This window comes from Bradyrhizobium sp. Mp19 (assembly GCF_029952935.1).
GTDB classification, from domain to species: domain Bacteria; phylum Pseudomonadota; class Alphaproteobacteria; order Rhizobiales; family Xanthobacteraceae; genus Bradyrhizobium; species Bradyrhizobium elkanii.
Genome location: NZ_JASAUT010000039.1, coordinates 59453 through 77854 on the forward strand (window position 1 = coordinate 59453; position 18402 = coordinate 77854).

General features: G+C 60.7%; 13 protein-coding genes and 3 pseudogenes. 11 read left to right on the forward strand and 5 right to left on the reverse strand.

Annotated features, from left to right (window positions below):
* Positions 1-18 precede the first annotated feature (18 nt).
* The 7 genes and pseudogenes from sfnG to QJT82_RS32080 all read left to right on the forward strand — a co-directional run bounded on the left by sfnG (position 19) and on the right by QJT82_RS32080 (position 7419).
* Entirely contained in the window at positions 19-1119 is a 1101-nt protein-coding gene (sfnG, locus tag QJT82_RS32050; protein WP_016840953.1) for a dimethylsulfone monooxygenase SfnG, read from the forward strand.
* A gap of 127 nt (positions 1120-1246) precedes the next feature.
* The gene (locus tag QJT82_RS32055) at positions 1247-2059 is read left to right on the forward strand and encodes an ABC transporter ATP-binding protein (protein WP_307724566.1); all 813 of its coding nucleotides are present in this window, start codon (positions 1247-1249) and stop codon (positions 2057-2059) included.
* Positions 2059-2945: pseudogene (locus tag QJT82_RS32060) on the forward strand (branched-chain amino acid ABC transporter permease). The gene QJT82_RS32055 and the pseudogene QJT82_RS32060 overlap by 1 nt, the downstream one beginning before the upstream one ends.
* A gap of 3 nt (positions 2946-2948) precedes the next feature.
* Positions 2949-4019, forward strand: a complete 1071-nt coding sequence (locus QJT82_RS32065) for a branched-chain amino acid ABC transporter permease (protein WP_016848255.1) — start codon at positions 2949-2951, stop codon at positions 4017-4019.
* Between the two features lie 2 nt (positions 4020-4021).
* Positions 4022-5350: an ABC transporter substrate-binding protein gene (locus QJT82_RS32070; protein ID WP_035632474.1), complete on the forward strand. Its 1329-nt coding sequence runs from the start codon at positions 4022-4024 to the stop codon at positions 5348-5350.
* Between the two features lie 61 nt (positions 5351-5411).
* Positions 5412-6197, forward strand: coding sequence for an ABC transporter ATP-binding protein (locus tag QJT82_RS32075; protein WP_016848253.1), 786 nt, complete (start codon positions 5412-5414; stop codon positions 6195-6197).
* Positions 6198-6222: 25 nt separating this feature from the next.
* Complete coding sequence (locus QJT82_RS32080) at positions 6223-7419, forward strand: acyl-CoA dehydrogenase family protein (RefSeq protein WP_016848252.1); 1197 nt, start codon at positions 6223-6225, stop codon at positions 7417-7419.
* 83 nt (positions 7420-7502) lie between these two features.
* Here QJT82_RS32080 and QJT82_RS32085 read toward each other — a convergent pair whose 3' ends face one another.
* The 5 genes and pseudogenes from QJT82_RS32085 to QJT82_RS32105 all read right to left on the reverse strand — a co-directional run bounded on the left by QJT82_RS32085 (position 7503) and on the right by QJT82_RS32105 (position 12091).
* The gene (locus QJT82_RS32085) at positions 7503-8786 is read right to left on the reverse strand and encodes a type II toxin-antitoxin system HipA family toxin (RefSeq protein ID WP_016848251.1); all 1284 of its coding nucleotides are present in this window, start codon (positions 8784-8786) and stop codon (positions 7503-7505) included.
* The gene (locus tag QJT82_RS32090; RefSeq protein ID WP_016848250.1) at positions 8783-9070 is read right to left on the reverse strand and encodes a helix-turn-helix domain-containing protein; all 288 of its coding nucleotides are present in this window, start codon (positions 9068-9070) and stop codon (positions 8783-8785) included. Before QJT82_RS32090 ends, QJT82_RS32085 begins: the two co-directional genes overlap by 4 nt.
* Before the next feature lie 1172 nt (positions 9071-10242).
* On the reverse strand, positions 10243-10431 hold the full coding sequence (locus QJT82_RS32095) for a hypothetical protein (protein ID WP_016848248.1): 189 nt from the start codon (positions 10429-10431) through the stop codon (positions 10243-10245).
* Positions 10432-11143: 712 nt separating this feature from the next.
* A pseudogene (locus QJT82_RS32100) lies at positions 11144-11550 on the reverse strand (IS5 family transposase); the annotation flags it as partial.
* Between the two features lie 67 nt (positions 11551-11617).
* A complete protein-coding gene (locus QJT82_RS32105; protein WP_016848245.1) occupies positions 11618-12091 on the reverse strand; it encodes a MarR family winged helix-turn-helix transcriptional regulator in 474 nt (157 codons plus the stop codon).
* A gap of 97 nt (positions 12092-12188) precedes the next feature.
* Between QJT82_RS32105 and QJT82_RS32110 the strand changes: the two genes are divergently transcribed.
* The 4 genes and pseudogenes from QJT82_RS32110 (at position 12189) to QJT82_RS32125 (ending at position 16493) form a co-directional block, all read left to right on the forward strand.
* Positions 12189-12557: an antibiotic biosynthesis monooxygenase family protein gene (locus QJT82_RS32110; RefSeq protein WP_240536878.1), complete on the forward strand. Its 369-nt coding sequence runs from the start codon at positions 12189-12191 to the stop codon at positions 12555-12557.
* A gap of 30 nt (positions 12558-12587) precedes the next feature.
* A complete protein-coding gene (locus tag QJT82_RS32115) occupies positions 12588-13034 on the forward strand; it encodes a hypothetical protein (RefSeq protein ID WP_016848243.1) in 447 nt (148 codons plus the stop codon).
* A 119-nt stretch (positions 13035-13153) separates the two neighbouring features.
* Positions 13154-15817, forward strand: a complete 2664-nt coding sequence (locus QJT82_RS32120; protein ID WP_018273349.1) for a PAS domain S-box protein — start codon at positions 13154-13156, stop codon at positions 15815-15817.
* Positions 15814-16493, forward strand: a pseudogene (locus QJT82_RS32125) (response regulator). The gene QJT82_RS32120 and the pseudogene QJT82_RS32125 overlap by 4 nt, the downstream one beginning before the upstream one ends.
* Positions 16494-18402 lie beyond the last annotated feature (1909 nt).

Here is an 18402-nt window from a genome sequence, read left to right on the forward strand (position 1 = left end):
CTTCAGAAGGACATTCCTATGACCGCGAACCATGATCAGATCAAATTCGCCTATTGGGTGCCGAACGTTTCCGGCGGCCTCGTGATCAGCAAGCTCGAGCAGCGAACCGGCTGGGATATCGATTACAATCGCCGACTGGCGCAGATCGCGGAACAGGCGGGGTTCGACTATGCCCTGAGCCAGATCCGCTTCACGGCCGGCTATGGCGCCGAGTTCCAGCACGAGCCGGTCGCCTTCAGCCACGCGCTGCTCGCGGCGACCACGAAGCTGAAGGTGATCGCGGCGCTGCTGCCCGGGCCTTGGAATCCGGCGGTTGCCGCCAAGCAGATTGCCACCATCAGCCAGCTCACCGAGGGCCGCGTTGCGGTTAATATCGTCTCTGGATGGTTCCGTGGCGAGTTCACCGCGATCGGCGAACCTTGGCTCGATCACGACGAACGCTACCGGCGCTCGGAAGAGTTCATCCGGTCGCTGCGCGGGATCTGGACCCAGGACAGCTTCACCTTCCGCGGCGATTTCTATCGCTTCAGCGACTACACGCTGAAGCCGAAGCCGGCCCAGCCGCTGCCCGAGATCTTCCAGGGCGGCAGCTCACGCGCGGCGCGCGACATGGCCGCGCGGGTGTCGGACTGGTACTTCACTAACGGCAATTCGGTCGATGAGATCAAGAAGCAGGTCGATGACATCAGGGCCAAGGCAAGGGCCAACAACCATTCGGTCAGGATCGGCGTCAATGCGTTCGCGATCGCGCGCGACAGCGAGGTTGAGGCGCGCAGCGTCCTCAACGAGATCATCGCCAAGGCCGATCCGGAGGCCGTCAACGCCTTCGGTCACGAGGTTAAGAACGCCGGCAAAGCCTCACCGGAAGGTCAGGGCAATTGGGCCAAATCGAGCTTCGAGGATCTCGTCCAGTATAATGACGGCTTCAAGACCAACCTGATAGGCACGCCCGAGCAGATCGCCGAGCGCATCATCGCGCTCAAGAAGATCGGGGTCGACCTGGTGCTGCTCGGCTTCCTCCATTTCCAGGAAGAGGTCGAGTATTTCGGCCGCCGCGTCATTCCGCTGGTGCGTGCACTGGAAGCGGACGCGGCGCGGCACGTCCAGGCCGCCGAGTGATTCGGGAAACATTGGCGTGACCATGATCGCAGCAAGCGCGGGTGTGCTTCCATTGGATGGCGCCCTTGTCGAGCCGGCTCTCTCTGCGCCCTTGTCCGCGCGCGCGGACGTCGCGGACCGTGCGCTCGTGAAACGAGGCAGTGGCGAGATCCAGCCGGTGCTCGCGCTTGCTGACATCTCGCTCTCGTTCGGCGGCGTCGCCGCACTGCGCGACATCGATCTCGAGGTCGCACAAGGCGAGATCCGCGCGGTGATCGGCCCCAACGGTGCCGGCAAGAGCTCGCTGCTCAATGTCATCAGCGGGCTCTACCGGCCGGACCGGGGCCGGGTCTGGCTCGGCGAGCATTCCTTCGGCCATGTACCTACGGCGCGGCTGGCGCAGCATGGTGTGGCGCGGACGTTCCAGAATCTCGCTGTGTTCAAGGGCCTCTCGGTGCGCGACAACGTCCTGATGGGAGTGGCGCACCGGGTCCGCGCCGGCTTTCTGCGCCAGATCGCCGGCTCGCCTCTGGCACGGCGGATCGAAGCGGAGAACCGCGCCGCCGCAGAAGACGTCATCGGCTTCCTGCACCTTCGCGAGGTGTGCGACCGCGCCGCCGGAACCTTGCCCTATGGTTTGCAGAAGTGCGTCGAGTTGGCGCGTGCGCCGGTGGCGCGGCCGTCGCTTTTGCTGCTCGACGAGCCCTTTGCGGGCGTCACGCTCGGCGAGAAGCACGAATTGGCCGCGCATGTCCGCAACGCCCGCGACAGCTATGGCGCCACCATCGTCCTAATCGAGCATGACATCGGTGTGGTGATGGGGCTGTCCGATCGCGTCGCGGTGCTCGACTATGGCCGCAAAATCGCCGACGGCACGCCGGACCAGGTGCGGTCCGACCAGGCGGTGGTCGATGCCTATCTCGGCGTCGCGCATGCGGACGAAACGGAGCTCGCACTTTGATGTTTGACTATCAATTCCTCATCGAAGTGCTGGTGGGCGGCCTGCTGTCGGGCGTGATGTATTCGCTGGTCGCGATCGGCTTCGTGGTGATTTACAAGACTTCGGGGGTGCTCAACTTCGCGCAGGGCGCGATGCTGCTGTTCGCGGCGCTGACCTTCGTCAGTCTGGTCGAGCGCGGCGTCGCGCTTCCGCTTGCGCTGCTGGCGACACTCGCATGGTCGCGCTCGGTGTCGCGGTCGAGCGCACGGTGTTGCGGCCGCTGGTCAACCAGCCGCCGATCACCTTGTTCATGGCGACGCTGGGGCTGTCCTATGTGATCGAAGGCGCGGCGCAGCTGTTGTGGGGCACCCAAGTCCACGGCCTCGACATCGGCATCAGCGACGTGCCGCTCGATATCGTCGGCGTCTTCATCAGCCGGTTCGATCTGTTCGCGGCGGCGGTGGCGGGCAGCCTGGTTGCGCTGTTCGCGCTGTTCTTCCGCACCACGCGGACAGGGCTGTCGTTCCGCGCCGTCGCCGACGATCCGTTTGCAGCACTTGCGGTCGGCCTTCGCCTGCCGCGGGTGTGGGCCATCGTGTGGACGGTCGCCGGCATCGTTGCGCTGGTCGCCGGATTGCTGTGGGGCGCGCGGCTCGGCGTGCAGTTCTCGCTGTCGCTGGTGGTGCTCAAGGCGCTGCCGGTGCTCGTGCTCGGCGGCTTCGATTCGATCGCCGGCGCCATCGTCGGGGGCCTCCTAATCGGCGCGATCGAGAAGCTCGCCGAGGTCTATGTCGGCCCGTTGGTCGGCGGCGGCATCGAGGCTTGGGCGGGCTATGTCGTCGCGCTGGTATTCCTATTGGTGCGGCCCTCGGGACTGTTCGGGCAGAAGCTGGTCGAGAGGGTCTAGCACATGGACGCAACCTCGAACCCGCGCCAGACCCTCCCCGTCATCGACCGCATCCTGATCGGCATCGGCGCAGTGATTACGTTCGGCGTGATCCCGCTCGCCGGTTCGGATTATTTGATGGACGCGGTTCTGACGCCGTTCCTCGCGCTGGCGCTCGCCGCGGTCGGGCTCAACGTCCTCACCGGCTATGCCGGGCAGGTGTCGCTCGGCTCGGCCGCGTTCCTCGCGGTCGGCGCCTATGCCGCCTACAATCTGCATCTCCGTTTGCCCGAGTTGCCGCTGCTGCTCGACCTGGTGCTGGCCGGCCTCGTCGCGGCCGCGATCGGCATCGTGTTCGGGCTGCCGAGCCTGCGGCTGCGCGGGTTCTATCTCGCGGTCTCGACGCTCGCGGCGCAGTTCTTCGTACAATGGGCGCTGACCAAGTTCGGCTGGTTCTCCAACGACAATCCGTCCGGCGTGATCGATGCGCCAGCGCTGACCATCGCCGGCTATTCCTTCACCAGCGCGGCGGGCCGCTACCTGTTCTCGCTGGCCGTCGTGACGGTGGCGACGATCCTGACCTTGCTGCTGCTGCAATCGCAGACCGGCCGCAACTTCATCGCGGTCCGCGATCACGAGATCGCGGCAAAGGTGATCGGTGTGCCGCTGCTACGGACCAAGCTGCTGGCGTTCGGCGTATCCTCGTTCCTGATCGGGGTCGCTGGGGTGCTGTGGGCCTTTGCCTACCTGCGCACAGTCGAGCCGGCCGGCTTCAATCTCGATCGCTCGTTCCAGATCCTCTTCATCATCATCATCGGTGGATTGGCATCGCTGCGCGGCGCGTTCCTCGGCGCGGCCTTCATCGTGGTGTTTCCGCTGATCCTGTCGCGGCTCGGCGCGGCTCTGCTCGGTGGCGTGTTCGACTCCGGCGTGCTGGAGATGAGCCAGCGCATCGTGATCGGTGCGCTGATCATCGCCTTTTTGATCGCGGAGCCGCGCGGATTGATCGCGCTGTGGGACCGGTTTCGCGCGGCGTCGGCCGCGTGGACCGGCCTCCGCAAGACGTTTCCTGCAACTGACACATCAAGGAGCTGACGATGAGGTTTCGACACTTGAAATTCGCGCTGGGGGTAGTGGGCGTCCTTGCATTTGCTGGAGCACCGGCGGTCCACGCCGACGAGCAGTTCTTTCCGCTGCAAAGCTATCGGGTTGGCCCCTATGCCGCCGGCGGCACCGGCTTCTTCGGCGGCTTCATCGACTATCTGAACCTAATCAATATCCGCGACGGCGGCGTCAACGGCGTAAAACTGACCTGGGACGAGGGCGAGACCCAGTACGAGGTCGAGCGCGGCGTCGAAGTCTATGAGCGGTTGAAGAACCGGCTCGGCGTCGCTGCCTGGAATCCGCTGTCGGTCGGCATCGCCTACGCCATGATCGACCGCATCACCAAGGACAAGGTGCCGCTGATCACCGTCAACCATGGCCGGACCGATTCGACCGACGGTCGCGTCTTTCCCTACGTCTTCCCGCTGCTGCTCAATCCTTACAGCGAGACCTCGGGTATCGTGAACTACATCGCGAGCCGCGAAGGCGGCGTCGACAGGCTCAAGGACAAGAAAATCGTCGTGCTCTATCACGGCTCGCCCTACGGCAAGGAGACGATCCCGATCTACAAGCTCCTCGCGGACAAGTATCATTTCAGCGTCGAGCAGATCGAGGTGCCGCATCCCGGCAACGAGCAGCAGTCGCAGTGGCTCTCGATCCGGCGCGCCAAGCCCGACTATGTGGTGCTGCGCGGCTGGGGCGTGATGAATCCGGTGGCGCTGAAGACCGCGCAGAAGGTCGGCTTCCCGGCCGACCACATCATCGGTAATGTCTGGTCCAATTCCGAGGAAGACGTGATCCCAGCGGGCGACGCAGCCAAAGGCTATATCGCGATCACCACGCAAGCCTCCGGTGCCGAATATCCGGTGCTGCAAGAGGTGATCAAGACCGTCTATGGCGCAGGGAAGGGCAATCTCGACGACAAGAAGCGGATCGGCAGCGTCTACCACAACCTCGGCATCGTGAACGGCATCCTCAACGTCGAGGCGATCAGGATCGCGCAGGCCAAGTTCGGCGAGCGCACGCTGACCGGCGACGAGGTGCGCTGGGGCTTTGAGCATCTGCAACTGAATCCGGCGCGGGTCGAGGCGCTCGGCGCCAAGGGGCTGTTCCATTCGATCAACGTCACTTGGGACAATCACGAGGGCGACGGCCGCGTCACCTTCCAGCAGTGGGATGGCGCGAAGTGGAAGGTGGTGTCGGACTGGATCGCGCCGGACTGGGCGTCCCTGCGGCCGATCATCGAGAAGTCCGCGGCCGCCTATGCCCAGGAGCATGGCATCACGCCCCGCACCTCCGGCGACGATCCGGTCAGCCAGTAATCGATCGCGCCGCTGCGGGAGCCTTGTGCCTCCCGCAGCCGGTAACTCGACGGATCGAACCATGAGTGAAGTCCTGCTCTCAGTCGACGGCCTGGCCGCGACCTACAATCACGCCATCGGCGCCGTCAGCGACGTGTCGCTCGTGGTGCGGCCGGGCGAAATTGTCGCCGTGCTCGGCGCCAACGGCGCCGGCAAATCGACCACCTTGCAGGCAGTGTCGGCGCTGCTGCCCGCCCGTCGCGGCCAGATCACTGCGGGCTGCATCCTGTTCGAGGGCCACGATCTTGCCGGCATATCGGCCGCCGCGCTAGTGCGGGCCGGCATCGTGCCGGTGCTCGAAGGGCGGCACTGTTTTGCGTCGCTGACGGTCGAGGAGAACCTCTTCACCGGCGCGATCGGGCGCGATGCGACCCGCGCCGAGACCGCAGATGATCTCGACCGCGTCTACACGCTGTTTCCGCGGCTGAAGGAGCGGCGCCGTTCGCTGGCCGGGCTGACCTCCGGCGGCGAGCAGCAGATGACAGCGATCGGCCGCGCCCTGATGTCGCGGCCGCGGCTGCTGGTGCTCGATGAGCCGTCGATGGGGCTGGCGCCGCTCGTCGTGGAGGGGATTCTTCGCGCGCTCAAACAGCTCAATGCCGAGCAGGGTCTGTCGATCCTGGTCGCGGAGCAGAACTCGACGGTGGCGCTACGCTTCGCCGACCACGCTGTCGTGCTCGAGAACGGCCGCAGCGTGCTCGCGGGTGCCGCCGCCGAGCTGCGGCGGCGCGGCGACATCAAGACGCTCTATCTCGGCGGATCGTCACAAGTCGATCCGAGCCGGCAGCCGACCCAGGCTGTCGCTTGACATCAACCCGGACAGGAGAACGACCATGGCCCAAGAAAATCTCGCCCGAAAGATCGACGACGACGTCTATGCAAGACTCGACGCCGCGATCGACGCCACCGTGAAGGTGAACGCCGATCGCAACGACAAGGAGAGCCGGTTTCCGCGCGAGAATCTGCGCGCGCTGTCGGAGGCCGGATGGACCGGCGTGCTGAACGAGGTGCAGCATGGCGGGCTCGGTCTCGCTCACGTCGACTTCGCCGAAGCCGCGTATCGCATCGGGCAAGCCGATGCCTCGACCGGCCTCGTCTATGTGATGCATGTCGGCGCGGCCCAAACTATCAATCTGTTCGGCAGCGCCGACCAGAAGGAGCGCTGGCTCAAATCCAACAATGGTGGTCTGCTCGGCACCTATTCGACCAGCGAGCGCGCCACCGGCGGGCACTGGTGGTACAATCTCTCGGAAGCCTCGCGCGACGGCGAGGATTATCTCGTCAATGCCGAGAAGTCGTTCACGACCAGCTCGGGTCAGGCCGACTACTATGTGGTACAGACGCGCACGCCCGGCGCAAAGGACCAGGCCGATATCGTGTTCTTCATCGTCGACGGCAAGGCCCAAGGGATCGAATCACGGCCTTGGGATGCGCTCGGCGTGCGGGCCAATCATTCAGGTCCGATCCGCTACAGCAATGTGCGGGTGCCACAGCGCGACCGGCTCGGCACCGAGGGGCAGGGCAAGGAGATCATCTATGACGGCGTGTCGCCGGTTTATCTGATCGGGCTCGGCGCGGTCTGGGAAGGCGTGGCGCGCGGAGCGCTGAACGCGGCGGTGGCGCACACCACGAGCTTCGTGCACAAGGATCGGAATAAGAGCCTATCGGATTACCAGGCGATCCGGCAGGAGCTCGGCGCCGCCAAGGTGCTGGTCGAGACCTTGCGGCCGTGGCGCAACGAGCTCGCAGCGCGACTCGACGTGCTGTGGCGCGCCGGCAGGCCGCAGAGCGAGATCCTGATTCCGCTGACCGAATTCAAGGTGCACGCCGCCGAGGTCGCCAACAAGGTCGCGGCCACCGCGCTGACCGTGACCGGGGGCTATGGCTACCATCGCGGTCCGATCGAGCGCTCCTATCGAGACGCGCGCGCCGCGATCGCGATGGGCCCATCCAATGTGATCGCACGCGACTGGATCGGCAAGGCGCTGGTCGGCTTGCCGTTGGAACTGTTCTACGAGGGCGGAGAGTAAAGCCTCGCGGCCTGCACTCCACAGGCTCGGAAATACCGTTCCCTACCGTCGCTAGTCGACCGCGAACCGTGAGTTGTGCAAGCTTAGAGGCCTTTCAGAAGGCGTTGGCAGTCTTTGGTTCGCTCGATCAGCTTTGCGGCAAGGCGCTGGATAACGGCGTTATCTAGCCCTTCCGCTTGCGCGGTAGCGCACACGCCGCTTACGCTGTCCGGAAGCAGATCGGCCAAGGAGTTCAGTCCCGCAATGACTTTTTCCGCATCGAAACGGATTTCGCGGGCGAATTTCCGCCATTCACGCGCACCTATTTGACCAAGCTTGTATTCCCCACCAATCTTCATCGCGAGCTTCATCTTTTGCAGATCAACATCGTCGTAGGGAAGGATGCTGGCGATATCGTAGAGTGGCGCAAGCCGCACCGTTGGGCCGTTGGCTAGCAGTAATGAGTAGTTCTTGGCGTGCGCATCGGTCCCCCCGATGAGCCAATTGAAGCCGAGAGCATCGATGAACGTATCGATATCATCAACGCTCTCGGTGGAATGGGTACGTAAGAGTTCGATAATATCCGTGGCGGACGGGCCGCCTTCGCTTTGATATTTCCTGGTTGGCATGATGCCGCGTGCCTGGCACACGTCCTCTTGATGGACGCGAATGACGTGATTGCCACTGAACTGCCGATCGTAGCGTTCGACGACAATGGCGACCTCATTCTCAAACCGCATGACCTTTGTTTCGGCGACAGGCAAGCCGAGATTACGCGCGAGATTGAGGCAGATATGTTCGTTCTCGGCATGGCCGTCGAAATAGCCGGTCGGCGGCTTCAGGATATGCGTTGTCGGAATGCGTCCGGACGGTATACCCCATTGTCCTCTTTGCAGAAGCAGTGCGGTTTTCGGCTGTGCACCGGCGAGGCTGAATTGCCCCGTATCACGCGGCAGCCGCCACGCGGCATGATCTTCTCTCAATGCTTGCAGACGTTTTGCGACGGCTGCTTCGTCAAGCCACTCAACCTTGTCGTCCGTACCGCTTTGCAATTTCTCCAAACGATCGGGCGTGACGAATTGAATGGCGCCGGCGCAGTCTTCGCCGACATGAGAAATCAGGGCAAACACATTGCGGGCCGAGACCTGAAACTTCTTCGCCCAACGATCGAGAACGCGCTCATTGTCCGGGAGCAGTCCCCATAGAAAGGCCTGAACAGCGGCGGGGCCGTGTTCCTCGGCCGCGAGTGGCATGGAGAGCGAAATGGGGTATGCGTCCCTCGTTTGCCGCCAATCGCTGTCATAGACAAAGGTGAGACGGCCACGAGCGTCGTTGTGCACGCGGCCGACTTCCCTGCCGTCCAGAAGCGCGATGAGTTCGTTGGTCATGGCCTGCTCTTTTTGGCTTTTGACACGATTGCGTTGATATCAACGACTGGCTTTTCTAAACCGCGGCCATGGGGTTGTTCGCTGCCTGCGTCTAGACGGATGCCGAGTGCGTCAAGAGCGCGGAGCACTAGGCCGAGTTCAGCGCGCGCGTGGCCGCGCTCAACCTCAATAACCCACTGACGGCTGACGCCAATGCGCTTGGCGAGGCTCGACTGGTCGAGCTTGAGGCGTTTGCGTGTGCCTCGAATGATGGCCCCGAGATCGGCCGACGTGCGTATGAGCATGGCAATTCAGAATGTTGACGTTCGCTTACATTACCATATGTCACCGTTCGGCGACAACTGAAAATGTCAGCGAACGTCGACTTTTGAAAATGTCATCGTTCGGTAACACGCGCAGGTTTGTGCCTAGACTAGAAAAATATAATCAGATCAATTAATTATCCTTATGAATCGAGCTCCGGAAAAATCTTTTTAACGGCTCCTTGATAGCCTGGGACGAGCGAGAATTGGCCTGTCGAGGAGATAGCGATGCCTGTCGCCATATATGAAAGATCTGGGTCCGAAAGGATTTTCGGCCGAAGGTTAGAGGTCCCGAGGGCGCAGCCGATGGCTACGAAAAAGTCTCACGCCAAAGCAGGCAAGTTAAACCGTTCCGACCTCGTCGAAGATGCCAGATATCCATATTTGGTGGGGCACGACAAAGATGCACCGCAAGTACATCGGTATGTAATCAAAGCCTCGTAGGAGCTCTACGCCGTCCTCCAAAGCGCACCGGACGATCAGACGGCGACATTCCGTTCGCTCATTGGCGCGCGCCTACTCCGACTACAGCAACGTGCTCGATCGCCGCAGCGTCTCCTACAGAACCAACGTCAGCAGCCGCTGTGGTCGGGATCGATCCCGAGTGATTGAAAGACTCCCGACTAAAGGCTGTCGAGACCAGAGCCGACGAATTCTGCTGCTACCAGGAAATCGCCATTGGCCCAAGCTGCCAATTGAGTATGCGCCGCGCAATAGAAGGCGCGCGACGTGATCTTAAAAAATCGGCATTGGGGCGATTCTCTAGGCGAAGGCCTCGTGCAGGAAGAGCGTATCTCTTCCGCTCCGTGTCCGGGAGCACCACGATCATGTTGTCTGGCAGTCCCAAGGCGGTGGCCTGCCGATACGTCTAACGTGCAGTGGTGTCGTTCTCGAATACGGCTACGAGGCCAACGGTGCCCGCGCTGCCGCAAATGCCTTTAGGAATTTCACAAGATAGGCAGCGCCGCCATCCACGCTCAGTTTGGCATGGATAAAGAACGAGAAGTAATCTTTTCGCTTGGAAATAGCGCCGTGAGCGAGCGTTGTAATATCCGAATGTCCGTGCTGCCCTCGGCAAGAATGACCGTTGTTGCCAGCCGACGGGGATCAAGGGGAGCGGAAGCTCTCTTGTCAGCGCAAATGCTGGCGCCCGACTAGATCCAACCGCCGCCGATCAGCGCCGTGATGACGTGCCGCACGTCAGCGCAGGCATCCAACAAAGCCCGAAGGCTCATCAAGGATCCATAGCCGTCGAACCAAAGCCGGCCTTCGCCGTCGCGATCACGCATCCGGCGATCGATCTCGTCCGTCGCCTCCTCGCGCGTGTAGAGGGTCGCCAGCACTTCGGGTGCCCGCGCCGATACCAATCCTCGACAAAGAATGAGCGCAGTGCCGCGGCCGTCTCCTCTGCCCAATCGCCATCGGCGCAGTATTCGTCCCAGTCTCGCGCGTCGCTGCGAGCTAAGCCTCCAGCCGTTCACGCGCCGTACTGGCCGTGGCAGCCCAAGAGATCCAAACGCGACAAGACCGCTCTGGGCGCCTTGTAGACGACGTTGGAACTTTCCGCCTCTTCATCGACCGACGGCCTGATGGCTCGGTCGCTTTCCTAGAAGAGCGCAGAAATGATCGGGAACGACGGACTTTGCGCCATAGACCTCGGTCCGATCGAAATAGATTTTGCAGTAACTTCCTATCCACCGCTCCTACAGGCCAATGTCCAGCATGGTGGTGCGATCGGTGAACGGTCGGCGGCCCTTTGAACTCCGCCGTGTCGACCTCCCAACCGCACATCGACTTACAATCCATTCTAGCCGATCAGCCACCGCACTGTGACGGCAACGACGTTCCAGCCGAGAGCCATGCAGCCCTGACAACCACGCGACTGGTGCCTGTCGGGCGGGGATGGTCCCCGCCTAAGAACAGGAGCCGGATAGATGTCTCAAAGCCTTGCCTTCGCCAATGCATAGAACCTCGCCCACCCTCATGGTCTGCGTCGTTATCTTCCGCACCGGCAGGGGCGGATACGGCGTCATGCCGGCCACCGAATACGACGGCAGGCGTCAGTGGCAGCCGTACGGGGAGGCCATTGCCATCTACAAGCGCACGAATCTTGCTGGTCTGCCGTAACCGTCCTATCGATTGCCTCTGGTTCTTGGCGATGCACGCTCCGTGCTGATGAACGGGGACAATAGAAGTGTCGATCATCTGGACCGCCGCATCGTGAGCAGCGGCGAGTGTATCTATGATTCGGCTCCAGAGACCGGCCCACGCCAGCGAACAAAGCGGTTATAGCAGGTAGTGTAAGGACCAAAATGATCCGGCAAATCGCGCCAAGGTGCCCCAGATCGCACGACGCAGAAGATGAGGACGCGTCAGTCGTTTACCCGAGGAACTCCACGCGTCTTGTTTGGTAGCATAGACTTGATAAGTGCCCATTCGTAGTCCCTTAGGTCATGGCGCAATGATTCGAAGCCCCAGTTTGGGAAGTTGAATCACGGGCGCCGGGCCGAGCACAATGCTTTTGCCATGTCAGGCCAACTTGTCCTCACGGCCGCCCTCAAGCTTATCTCGCAAGGCCGTGATCACGCGATGGACAATCCTTATATCCTTGACCGACAGCCCTTCTGAAAGATCGTTGATCCAGGGAGCCTGCAATTCCATTGCGGCTTCGAAGGCGCGCTGTCCATTCGCAGTGAGCACGACGAGCTGCGCCCGTCGGTGATGCGGGTTGACCTCAAAAGATACGAGGCCCTCCCTGTGTAGATCATTGATAATCCGCTGCACGTTTTGACGATTGCCGCCGAGGTCGCGTGCGAGCCAAGCGACCGGTTGGGGACGTTCGGCGGACACAATGGCGCCAAGCACCTGCCAGCGTGCGCTTGTTAGGCCAAGCGGCGCGACCAGACGGTCGCCGGCCGTCAGAAGTAGGCTGTCGAGCCTGAAGAGATCGAGAACAAGGTCGGTCAGGGCGTCACCCTCGGGGGTTCGCTTGGCTCTTTTCATTTGTCACCATTGTTTTATATTGACATTATAATGTCAATCTGTCATGTAGGCATAATACCAATTAGGTATCGCATGCTAAATAGCAATGGAGCCACTCATGTCGCTGCTACGCGCACTCGACCCTTCCTTCCCGATCGACCGCCAGATCGCTATTGAGGCAAATTCGGTCGTCCTGGTGAACCCATTCACTCTCGACAAAGCCGATGAGGCGGCTTTTCTCAAAACCTGGCAGGACGACGCAGCGTTCATGAAGCGACAGCCGGGCTTCATTTCCACTCAGCTGCACAGAGCTCTCGGCGACAGCTCGACCTATCTGAACTACGCCGTCTGGGAATCCACCGCACACTTCCGCGCGGCCTTCACCCATCCTGACTTTCTAGCAAAAATAGCCAGCTATCCGGCCTCCGCGATAGCTTCCCCTCATCTGTTCCAGAAAGTTGCCGTGCGCGGCATCTGCGTTGCCTAGCCCTGCTGTTTTTAGGAAGGGAAGATACTCATGATCAAGTTGATCCATCCTATCGCTGGTGCCTTGGCTATCGCAACGATCGGCACATTTTGGCTATCGACGGTACTCAGCGAGCTGTTCGCGTCCCATGCCACAGTTGCCGCGGTTAAGAGCACCATACCGTGGGGCTTCTTGTTGCTGATTCCGGCGCTCGCTGCCACCGGCGGTACAGGTGTCATCTTGGCAATGGGGCGCCGGGCCGGACCGATCGGGGCCAAATTCAAGCGCATGCCATTCATTGCAGGAAACGGCATCCTGATTCTTATTCCGTCTGCGCTCTTCCTTGCGTCGAAGGCTCAGGCGGCAGAATTCGATGCCATGTTCTATGCTGTGCAGGCGATCGAGCTCATCGCGGGCGCAACAAACATTACACTTCTTGCTCTCAACGGGCGGGACGGTCTCAAAATGAAGGGATGGTTGCGCCGCAAACCCGCTTAATCACCTGAACCGGAACTGCGCGGACAACCGACCTGACGCCCGGTATTGTCCCGGCTTTATGAGTACGCGCCCTAAAATCTTATAGCTCTCCCGCCGGAGAATAGGCCGGACGTATCACAATGCGTAGCCAAATCAGCAGTTTAGAACGTTCAGCCCTTCAGTTTACCTCCGGCAGCATAACGCTCGCCGTGGTAACACTAGCCTGCTTGTACCTTCAGGCGCATTTCGCCGCGACGGCGTTCGCCTATTTGTTAGTGGTCTTGCTGTTTTCGCTGATGGGCAGCTTCGTCGCGTCGTCCGCGCTTTGCATCGTAGCCATTGCTGCTCTCGCTTATTACTTTGCGCCGCCGGCGTTCAGCCTGCGAATCGATGCCCCCCGAGATCTGCCCGTGGTTGTTGCATTCTTTATTGCCTCGATTGTGGGAGCGCACTTGATCGGTACGCTCCGTCAGGAAAGAGAGGCTGCGCGTGTGATTGCGGCCAAGCTTCAGCGGAGTGCGGCCGATTTGGAGGATCGCGAAAAGCGGTGGCGCGCCATCTTCGAGCACAATCCAGCCATGTACTTCATGGTCGATGAAGCCGGCACTGTCCTCGACGTCAATACATTCGGCGCGACACAACTCGGCTATGCTCGTGCTGAACTGATCGGTCAGTCCGTGCTGGAGGTATTTCTCGAGGAGGATCGCGCGTGCGTTCGGACGTGCCTGAAGGACGTCGGACAAACGCGCACTTGGGACGTCCAGAAGGTCAGGAAGGACGGCTCGGTCTTGTGGGTACGTGAAAGCGCCAAAGCTATGCTCTGGGCGGATAAGCAGCCCATTGTCCTTATCGCCTGCGAAGATATCACGGAGCGAAGGCGGACCGAACTTGCCCTGCAGCGGAGCGAAGCACATTTGGCCCAGGCGCAGGAGTTGAGTCACACAGGCAGCTTCAGCTGGAACCCCACTACGGGCGAAGCCTTCTGGTCACAGGAGACATTTCGGATTTTCCAATTAGATCGCCAGACAGTGCCGCTGGGGCCGCAGCTCGTCGTTGAGCGCACTCATCCAGATGATAGGGCTTCGGTTCAAGAAATTATTGATCGCGCGATGCGAGACCCGAGCGATTTCGAGCACGAATACCGGCTTCTGCTACCGGACGGCTCGGTAAAGCACATCCATGCGCAGGCGCGAGCGACGAGAACAGCCTCTGGTGAGATCGAGTTTGTTGGGGCAGCTACGGATATTACGGCGGCTAGGCGAGCAGAACAACAGCTGCGCCGCAACGAGGCTTATCTAGCCGAAGCTCAGCATCTCAGTCACACGGGCAGCTGGTCCTGGGACGTCTACGGTCTAGATTTCGTGTATCGCTCCGCCGAGGTCGATCGTCTGTTTGGCTTTCGCCCACAAGAGCCGGTATCGATCGAGACCATCCGATCGCGCATCCATCCGGACGACTTGCCACGGCTGGAGGAGGTGCAGCGCCAGGCGATTGAGCACAAGGAGGGGCGGTTCGAATATGATTTTCGTATCCTTCTACCAGATGGCGGGATACGACGCATACACTCCGTTGCGCACGTGGTGGTCGGCAGCGATGGTAAAGTCAGCGAGCTGATCGGAACACATATGGATGTCACCGGGCAACACGCAGCTAGGGAACGCCTGGAAAACACACTTGCCGCGCTGCGCGAAAGCGAACAGCGCTTTCGCGACTACGCCGAAACAGCTTCCGATTGGCTCTGGGAAACTGGGCCGGATCTTCAGGTCACTCGCTTATCCGAGCACACCAGCGCTGCGGGACTTTTGGCGACAGGATTGATCGGCCTGCTTCGCTGTGACCTTGCGTGCGACGTCGAAGAGGAGCCCGAGAAGCGGCGGCAGCATCGGGCGACATTGGAGGCCCATCTTCCGTTTCGGGATCTCGTCTACCGCACCGTGAATCGGACAGGTTCTCCGATCTACGTCCGCACGAGTGGCAAGCCTTTTTTCGATGGAAAGGGGAACTTTCTCGGCTATCGGGGCGTCAGCACTGACATCACCGCGACCATTCGCGCCGATCAAGCCGAACAAGAACTACGAAAGGCACAAGCGGAGCTTGCGCATGTAACGCGTGTAACGACCTTAGGAGAGCTAACAACTTCCATCGCCCATGAAGTAAACCAGCCACTCGCCGCTATTATCAGCAACGCCGATGCGTGCCTCGGTTGGATGGGGCGGGAAGCTCCTAATCTTTCCGCTGCGCGCTCTTCGGTGGAATGGATCATCGAAGACGCAATCCGGGCAAGCGAGGTGATCCGTCGTATTCGCGCGCTCGCGAAGAAAGGCGACATTGAGATGGTGCCGCTCAACATCAATGAGCTCGTTAAGGAGGTCATTGCGCTGGTAACACGAGAGCTGGTGAGCCACCGAGTGACGTTACGCACCGAGTTGACGGCAGGGTTGCCTACGATCCTCGGCGACCGGATTCAGCTACAACAGGTGATCATCAACCTAGTGATGAACGGAATCGAAGCCATGGACGCAGTTACCGACCGGACGCGCGAACTGCTGATTCAATCATCAAAGGACGATCTGGGGCACATCCAGCTTGCAGTGACCGATTGCGGCGTCGGCATCGCCGAGATCGACGCGGACCGCGTCTTGGATCCTTTCTTCACCACTAAATCGAGTGGCCTTGGAATGGGTCTTTCGATCTGCCGGTCGATCGTGGAAGCTCATGGCGGACGGCTGTCAATGGTCCACAAAAATGGACCGGGCGCGACCTTCCAGTTTGCCCTACCGCTGCATAAGGAGGCCGTCTCGTGACAGGACGATTTGACTCGCCGGGTGAAGTCAGCAATGCCGAGTCCTCGACAAAGGCGGTTGTCTTCATCATCGAGGATGACATCTCCATGCGTCGCTCGCTTACGAACCTTTTTCAATCGGTAGGGTTAGGCGTCTTGCATTCGGATCGGTGCGCGAAATGCTGCAGAGCACAATTCCGGACGTTATTAGCTGTCTAGTTCTCGATGTCCGGCTTCCGAGCTTGAGCGGCCTTGACTACCAGACCGAGCTAGCGAGGTTGAACATACATATTACGATCATTTCATTACCGGCCATGGCGACATTCCCATGACCGTCAGGGCCATGAAGGAAGGAGCGGTCGATTTTCTCAGCAAACCGTTTCGCGATCAGGAACTGCTTGATGCCGTGGTTGCAGCGACCGAACGCGATCGCAAAAGACGAGAGGCTCAGCAGATCGTCGCGAACCTCCAGTCTCGATTTGAGAGCTCAAGCCCCGCGCGAGCAGGGGGTGATGAAACTGGTCGCTACCGGCATGATGAACAAGGCAGCCGCCGAGCTTGGGCTCGCCGAGATTACGGTCAAGATCTACCGGGGACACGTAATGAGGAAGATGCGTGCACGGTCGCTGGCCGACTTGATCAGAATGACTGGGACGTTGGGAATTCGCGCCAATCGTCCTGAACAAACCGAAGTATGATTTTACAATTTCATCAGTCGAGCCCATTTTCGCCGAAGGCGGCTAATGCTTGCAGCCGCTATTCCTCCTTCAGGAGGCTCGTCTTACCCATGCCTGTGATTTCCGTTGTTGACAACCACGCCCCAGTCCGTGCGGCGGCAGAGAATCTTTTGAAATCGCGTGGCTACATCGCCGCGACATCTCCCTCCCTCTCTCCCGACCGACCCTGAGGAAGCGCTCGCCGGTGTCGTAGCTTTGCGCCGACTGGCGGACAGGATCGAACGCCAAGCCGTCCGCTCGGCCCTACGCCAAGGTTTGTCGTGGTCGACGATCGCCCAAGCTTTAGGGATCACCAAACAGGCCGCCGACAAACGACTTTCAGACGTGGCGACACGCAACAGCTCTATATAAGAGGATTGTCATGTTCAAAGGCATCGGATCGAAGCTCAACGACATGGGCACCATTAAGTTTCTTTGCGAGAGGGCGGAAACTTACGCCTTGCAGGATCAGCAGCGGGAGCCTGGGGCCGAACACTTCTTGCTGGCCTCACTCGATCTTCCGGACGGCACCTGGGCGGGGGGAGCCCGATGCCCTGAAGGGCGCGATCGAACGGCAGTACGGCGAAGCCCTTCGTTCAATCGGTCTGAAAGCGGATGCCCCGCGCGATATGCCGATGCCGGCAAGTCCCGGTATCTATGATGCCGCCCCCTCTGGTCGGGAGATCATGCAAGAGCTGGCCGCAATCCGGAAAAACCATGGTCCGTTGCTGGTGCTCATGTCGCCGGAATCGTCGCTGGAATGTCGCATGGCGTGGCCGCGCGAGCACTTCGCGCCCTCGGCGTTGATTCCTCGCTCCTGAAATCGACCGCCGATCCGATATCGGCGGTCGGACACGTTCACCGAGACGAGGCCTAGGGGCCGCCAGCTATCGGGAAAGTAGGTTTGAGCGGCTCCGTCAGCACGTCGCTGAAATGGAGCGGCGGGCGACCGAGGCCGAAGCGAAGTTGAAGCGCCTCTATGACGGGATCGAGAATGGCGTGAGTGATCTGTCGCTCAAGGATTGAATCGCCGAGCTAAAGGCGGTACGGGATAGGGCGAGCGGCGACGCCGGTCGCGCTCTCGCGCATATCGAGCGTATCGGCCCCGCGATCACGCCAAAAAGTCTGCGCACGTTCGCCGATGCGGCCCTACGCAAGCCGCGGAGTGACGATGGTACCTTTGCCCGCGCTCACCTGCGCGCCGTCGCGCAAAAGGACGCCGTGTCGAGCAAGCAAGAACTGGGCGATGCGACCCGTCGCCGCCACTGATTCCTGCAATGTTAGTTACGAAAAAAGTCTACGTTGCCTTTCGTAGCCGAGTCTTTTCTGACACTTCCTGACGTTCGCTAATGCCCTCCCTTCTGCTCCTTTGCTTCCGTTGACGTGGAATGCGGCGCGCCTCAGGTTAGCTCGTTCTATTATGGAGGAGACGTAATCTTGATACGGCGTGGTCAGGACTTCGAAAGCAGTGTCCAAGTTGAACGTAGTGCGGTCGCAGATATGCCGGCGCCTAGCCATCTGCGTCGCCTCCCGTTTGCGCAGCGGTTGACCTGCACCGTCGCGGAGGCCTGTGAAGCGACAGGTCTTGGGCGGACCAAGATCTATGAACTAATCGGGGATGGTCGAGTTACCACGACGACGGTCGGTCGCCGTCGTCTGGTCATTGTGCAATCTCTGTTGGCTCTGGTGGGTGTCGATACGATACCAGCCGACACTGGACAGGTTCGCAGCTCCTCATGACGGCCACGCGAGCAGGTGCGGAAGCTGATACTATGGCACGGCTACCGTATCGATCGCGAATTGGCTCCTACACTGTCGTCCGTTAAGAAGCCGATTGCAGCGGTGAACGGTCGCTGATGGCTGCGATGAGGGTGGCCAGGAAGAGGCGCCA

Coding starts and splice junctions, on each gene's coding strand:
- sfnG (WP_016840953.1), top strand. CDS start 19: ATGACCGCGAACCATGATCAGATCAAATTCGCCTATTGGGTGCCGAAC.
- QJT82_RS32085 (WP_016848251.1), bottom strand. CDS start 8,786: ATGACCAACGAACTCATCGCGCTTCTGGACGGCAGGGAAGTCGGCCGC.
- QJT82_RS32110 (WP_240536878.1), top strand. CDS start 12,189: ATGTCGCTGCTACGCGCACTCGACCCTTCCTTCCCGATCGACCGCCAG.
- QJT82_RS32120 (WP_018273349.1), top strand. CDS start 13,154: ATGCGTAGCCAAATCAGCAGTTTAGAACGTTCAGCCCTTCAGTTTACC.
- QJT82_RS32070 (WP_035632474.1), top strand. CDS start 4,022: ATGAGGTTTCGACACTTGAAATTCGCGCTGGGGGTAGTGGGCGTCCTT.
- QJT82_RS32075 (WP_016848253.1), top strand. CDS start 5,412: ATGAGTGAAGTCCTGCTCTCAGTCGACGGCCTGGCCGCGACCTACAAT.
- QJT82_RS32105 (WP_016848245.1), bottom strand. CDS start 12,091: ATGAAAAGAGCCAAGCGAACCCCCGAGGGTGACGCCCTGACCGACCTT.
- QJT82_RS32090 (WP_016848250.1), bottom strand. CDS start 9,070: ATGCTCATACGCACGTCGGCCGATCTCGGGGCCATCATTCGAGGCACA.
- QJT82_RS32115 (WP_016848243.1), top strand. CDS start 12,588: ATGATCAAGTTGATCCATCCTATCGCTGGTGCCTTGGCTATCGCAACG.
- QJT82_RS32080 (WP_016848252.1), top strand. CDS start 6,223: ATGGCCCAAGAAAATCTCGCCCGAAAGATCGACGACGACGTCTATGCA.
- QJT82_RS32065 (WP_016848255.1), top strand. CDS start 2,949: ATGGACGCAACCTCGAACCCGCGCCAGACCCTCCCCGTCATCGACCGC.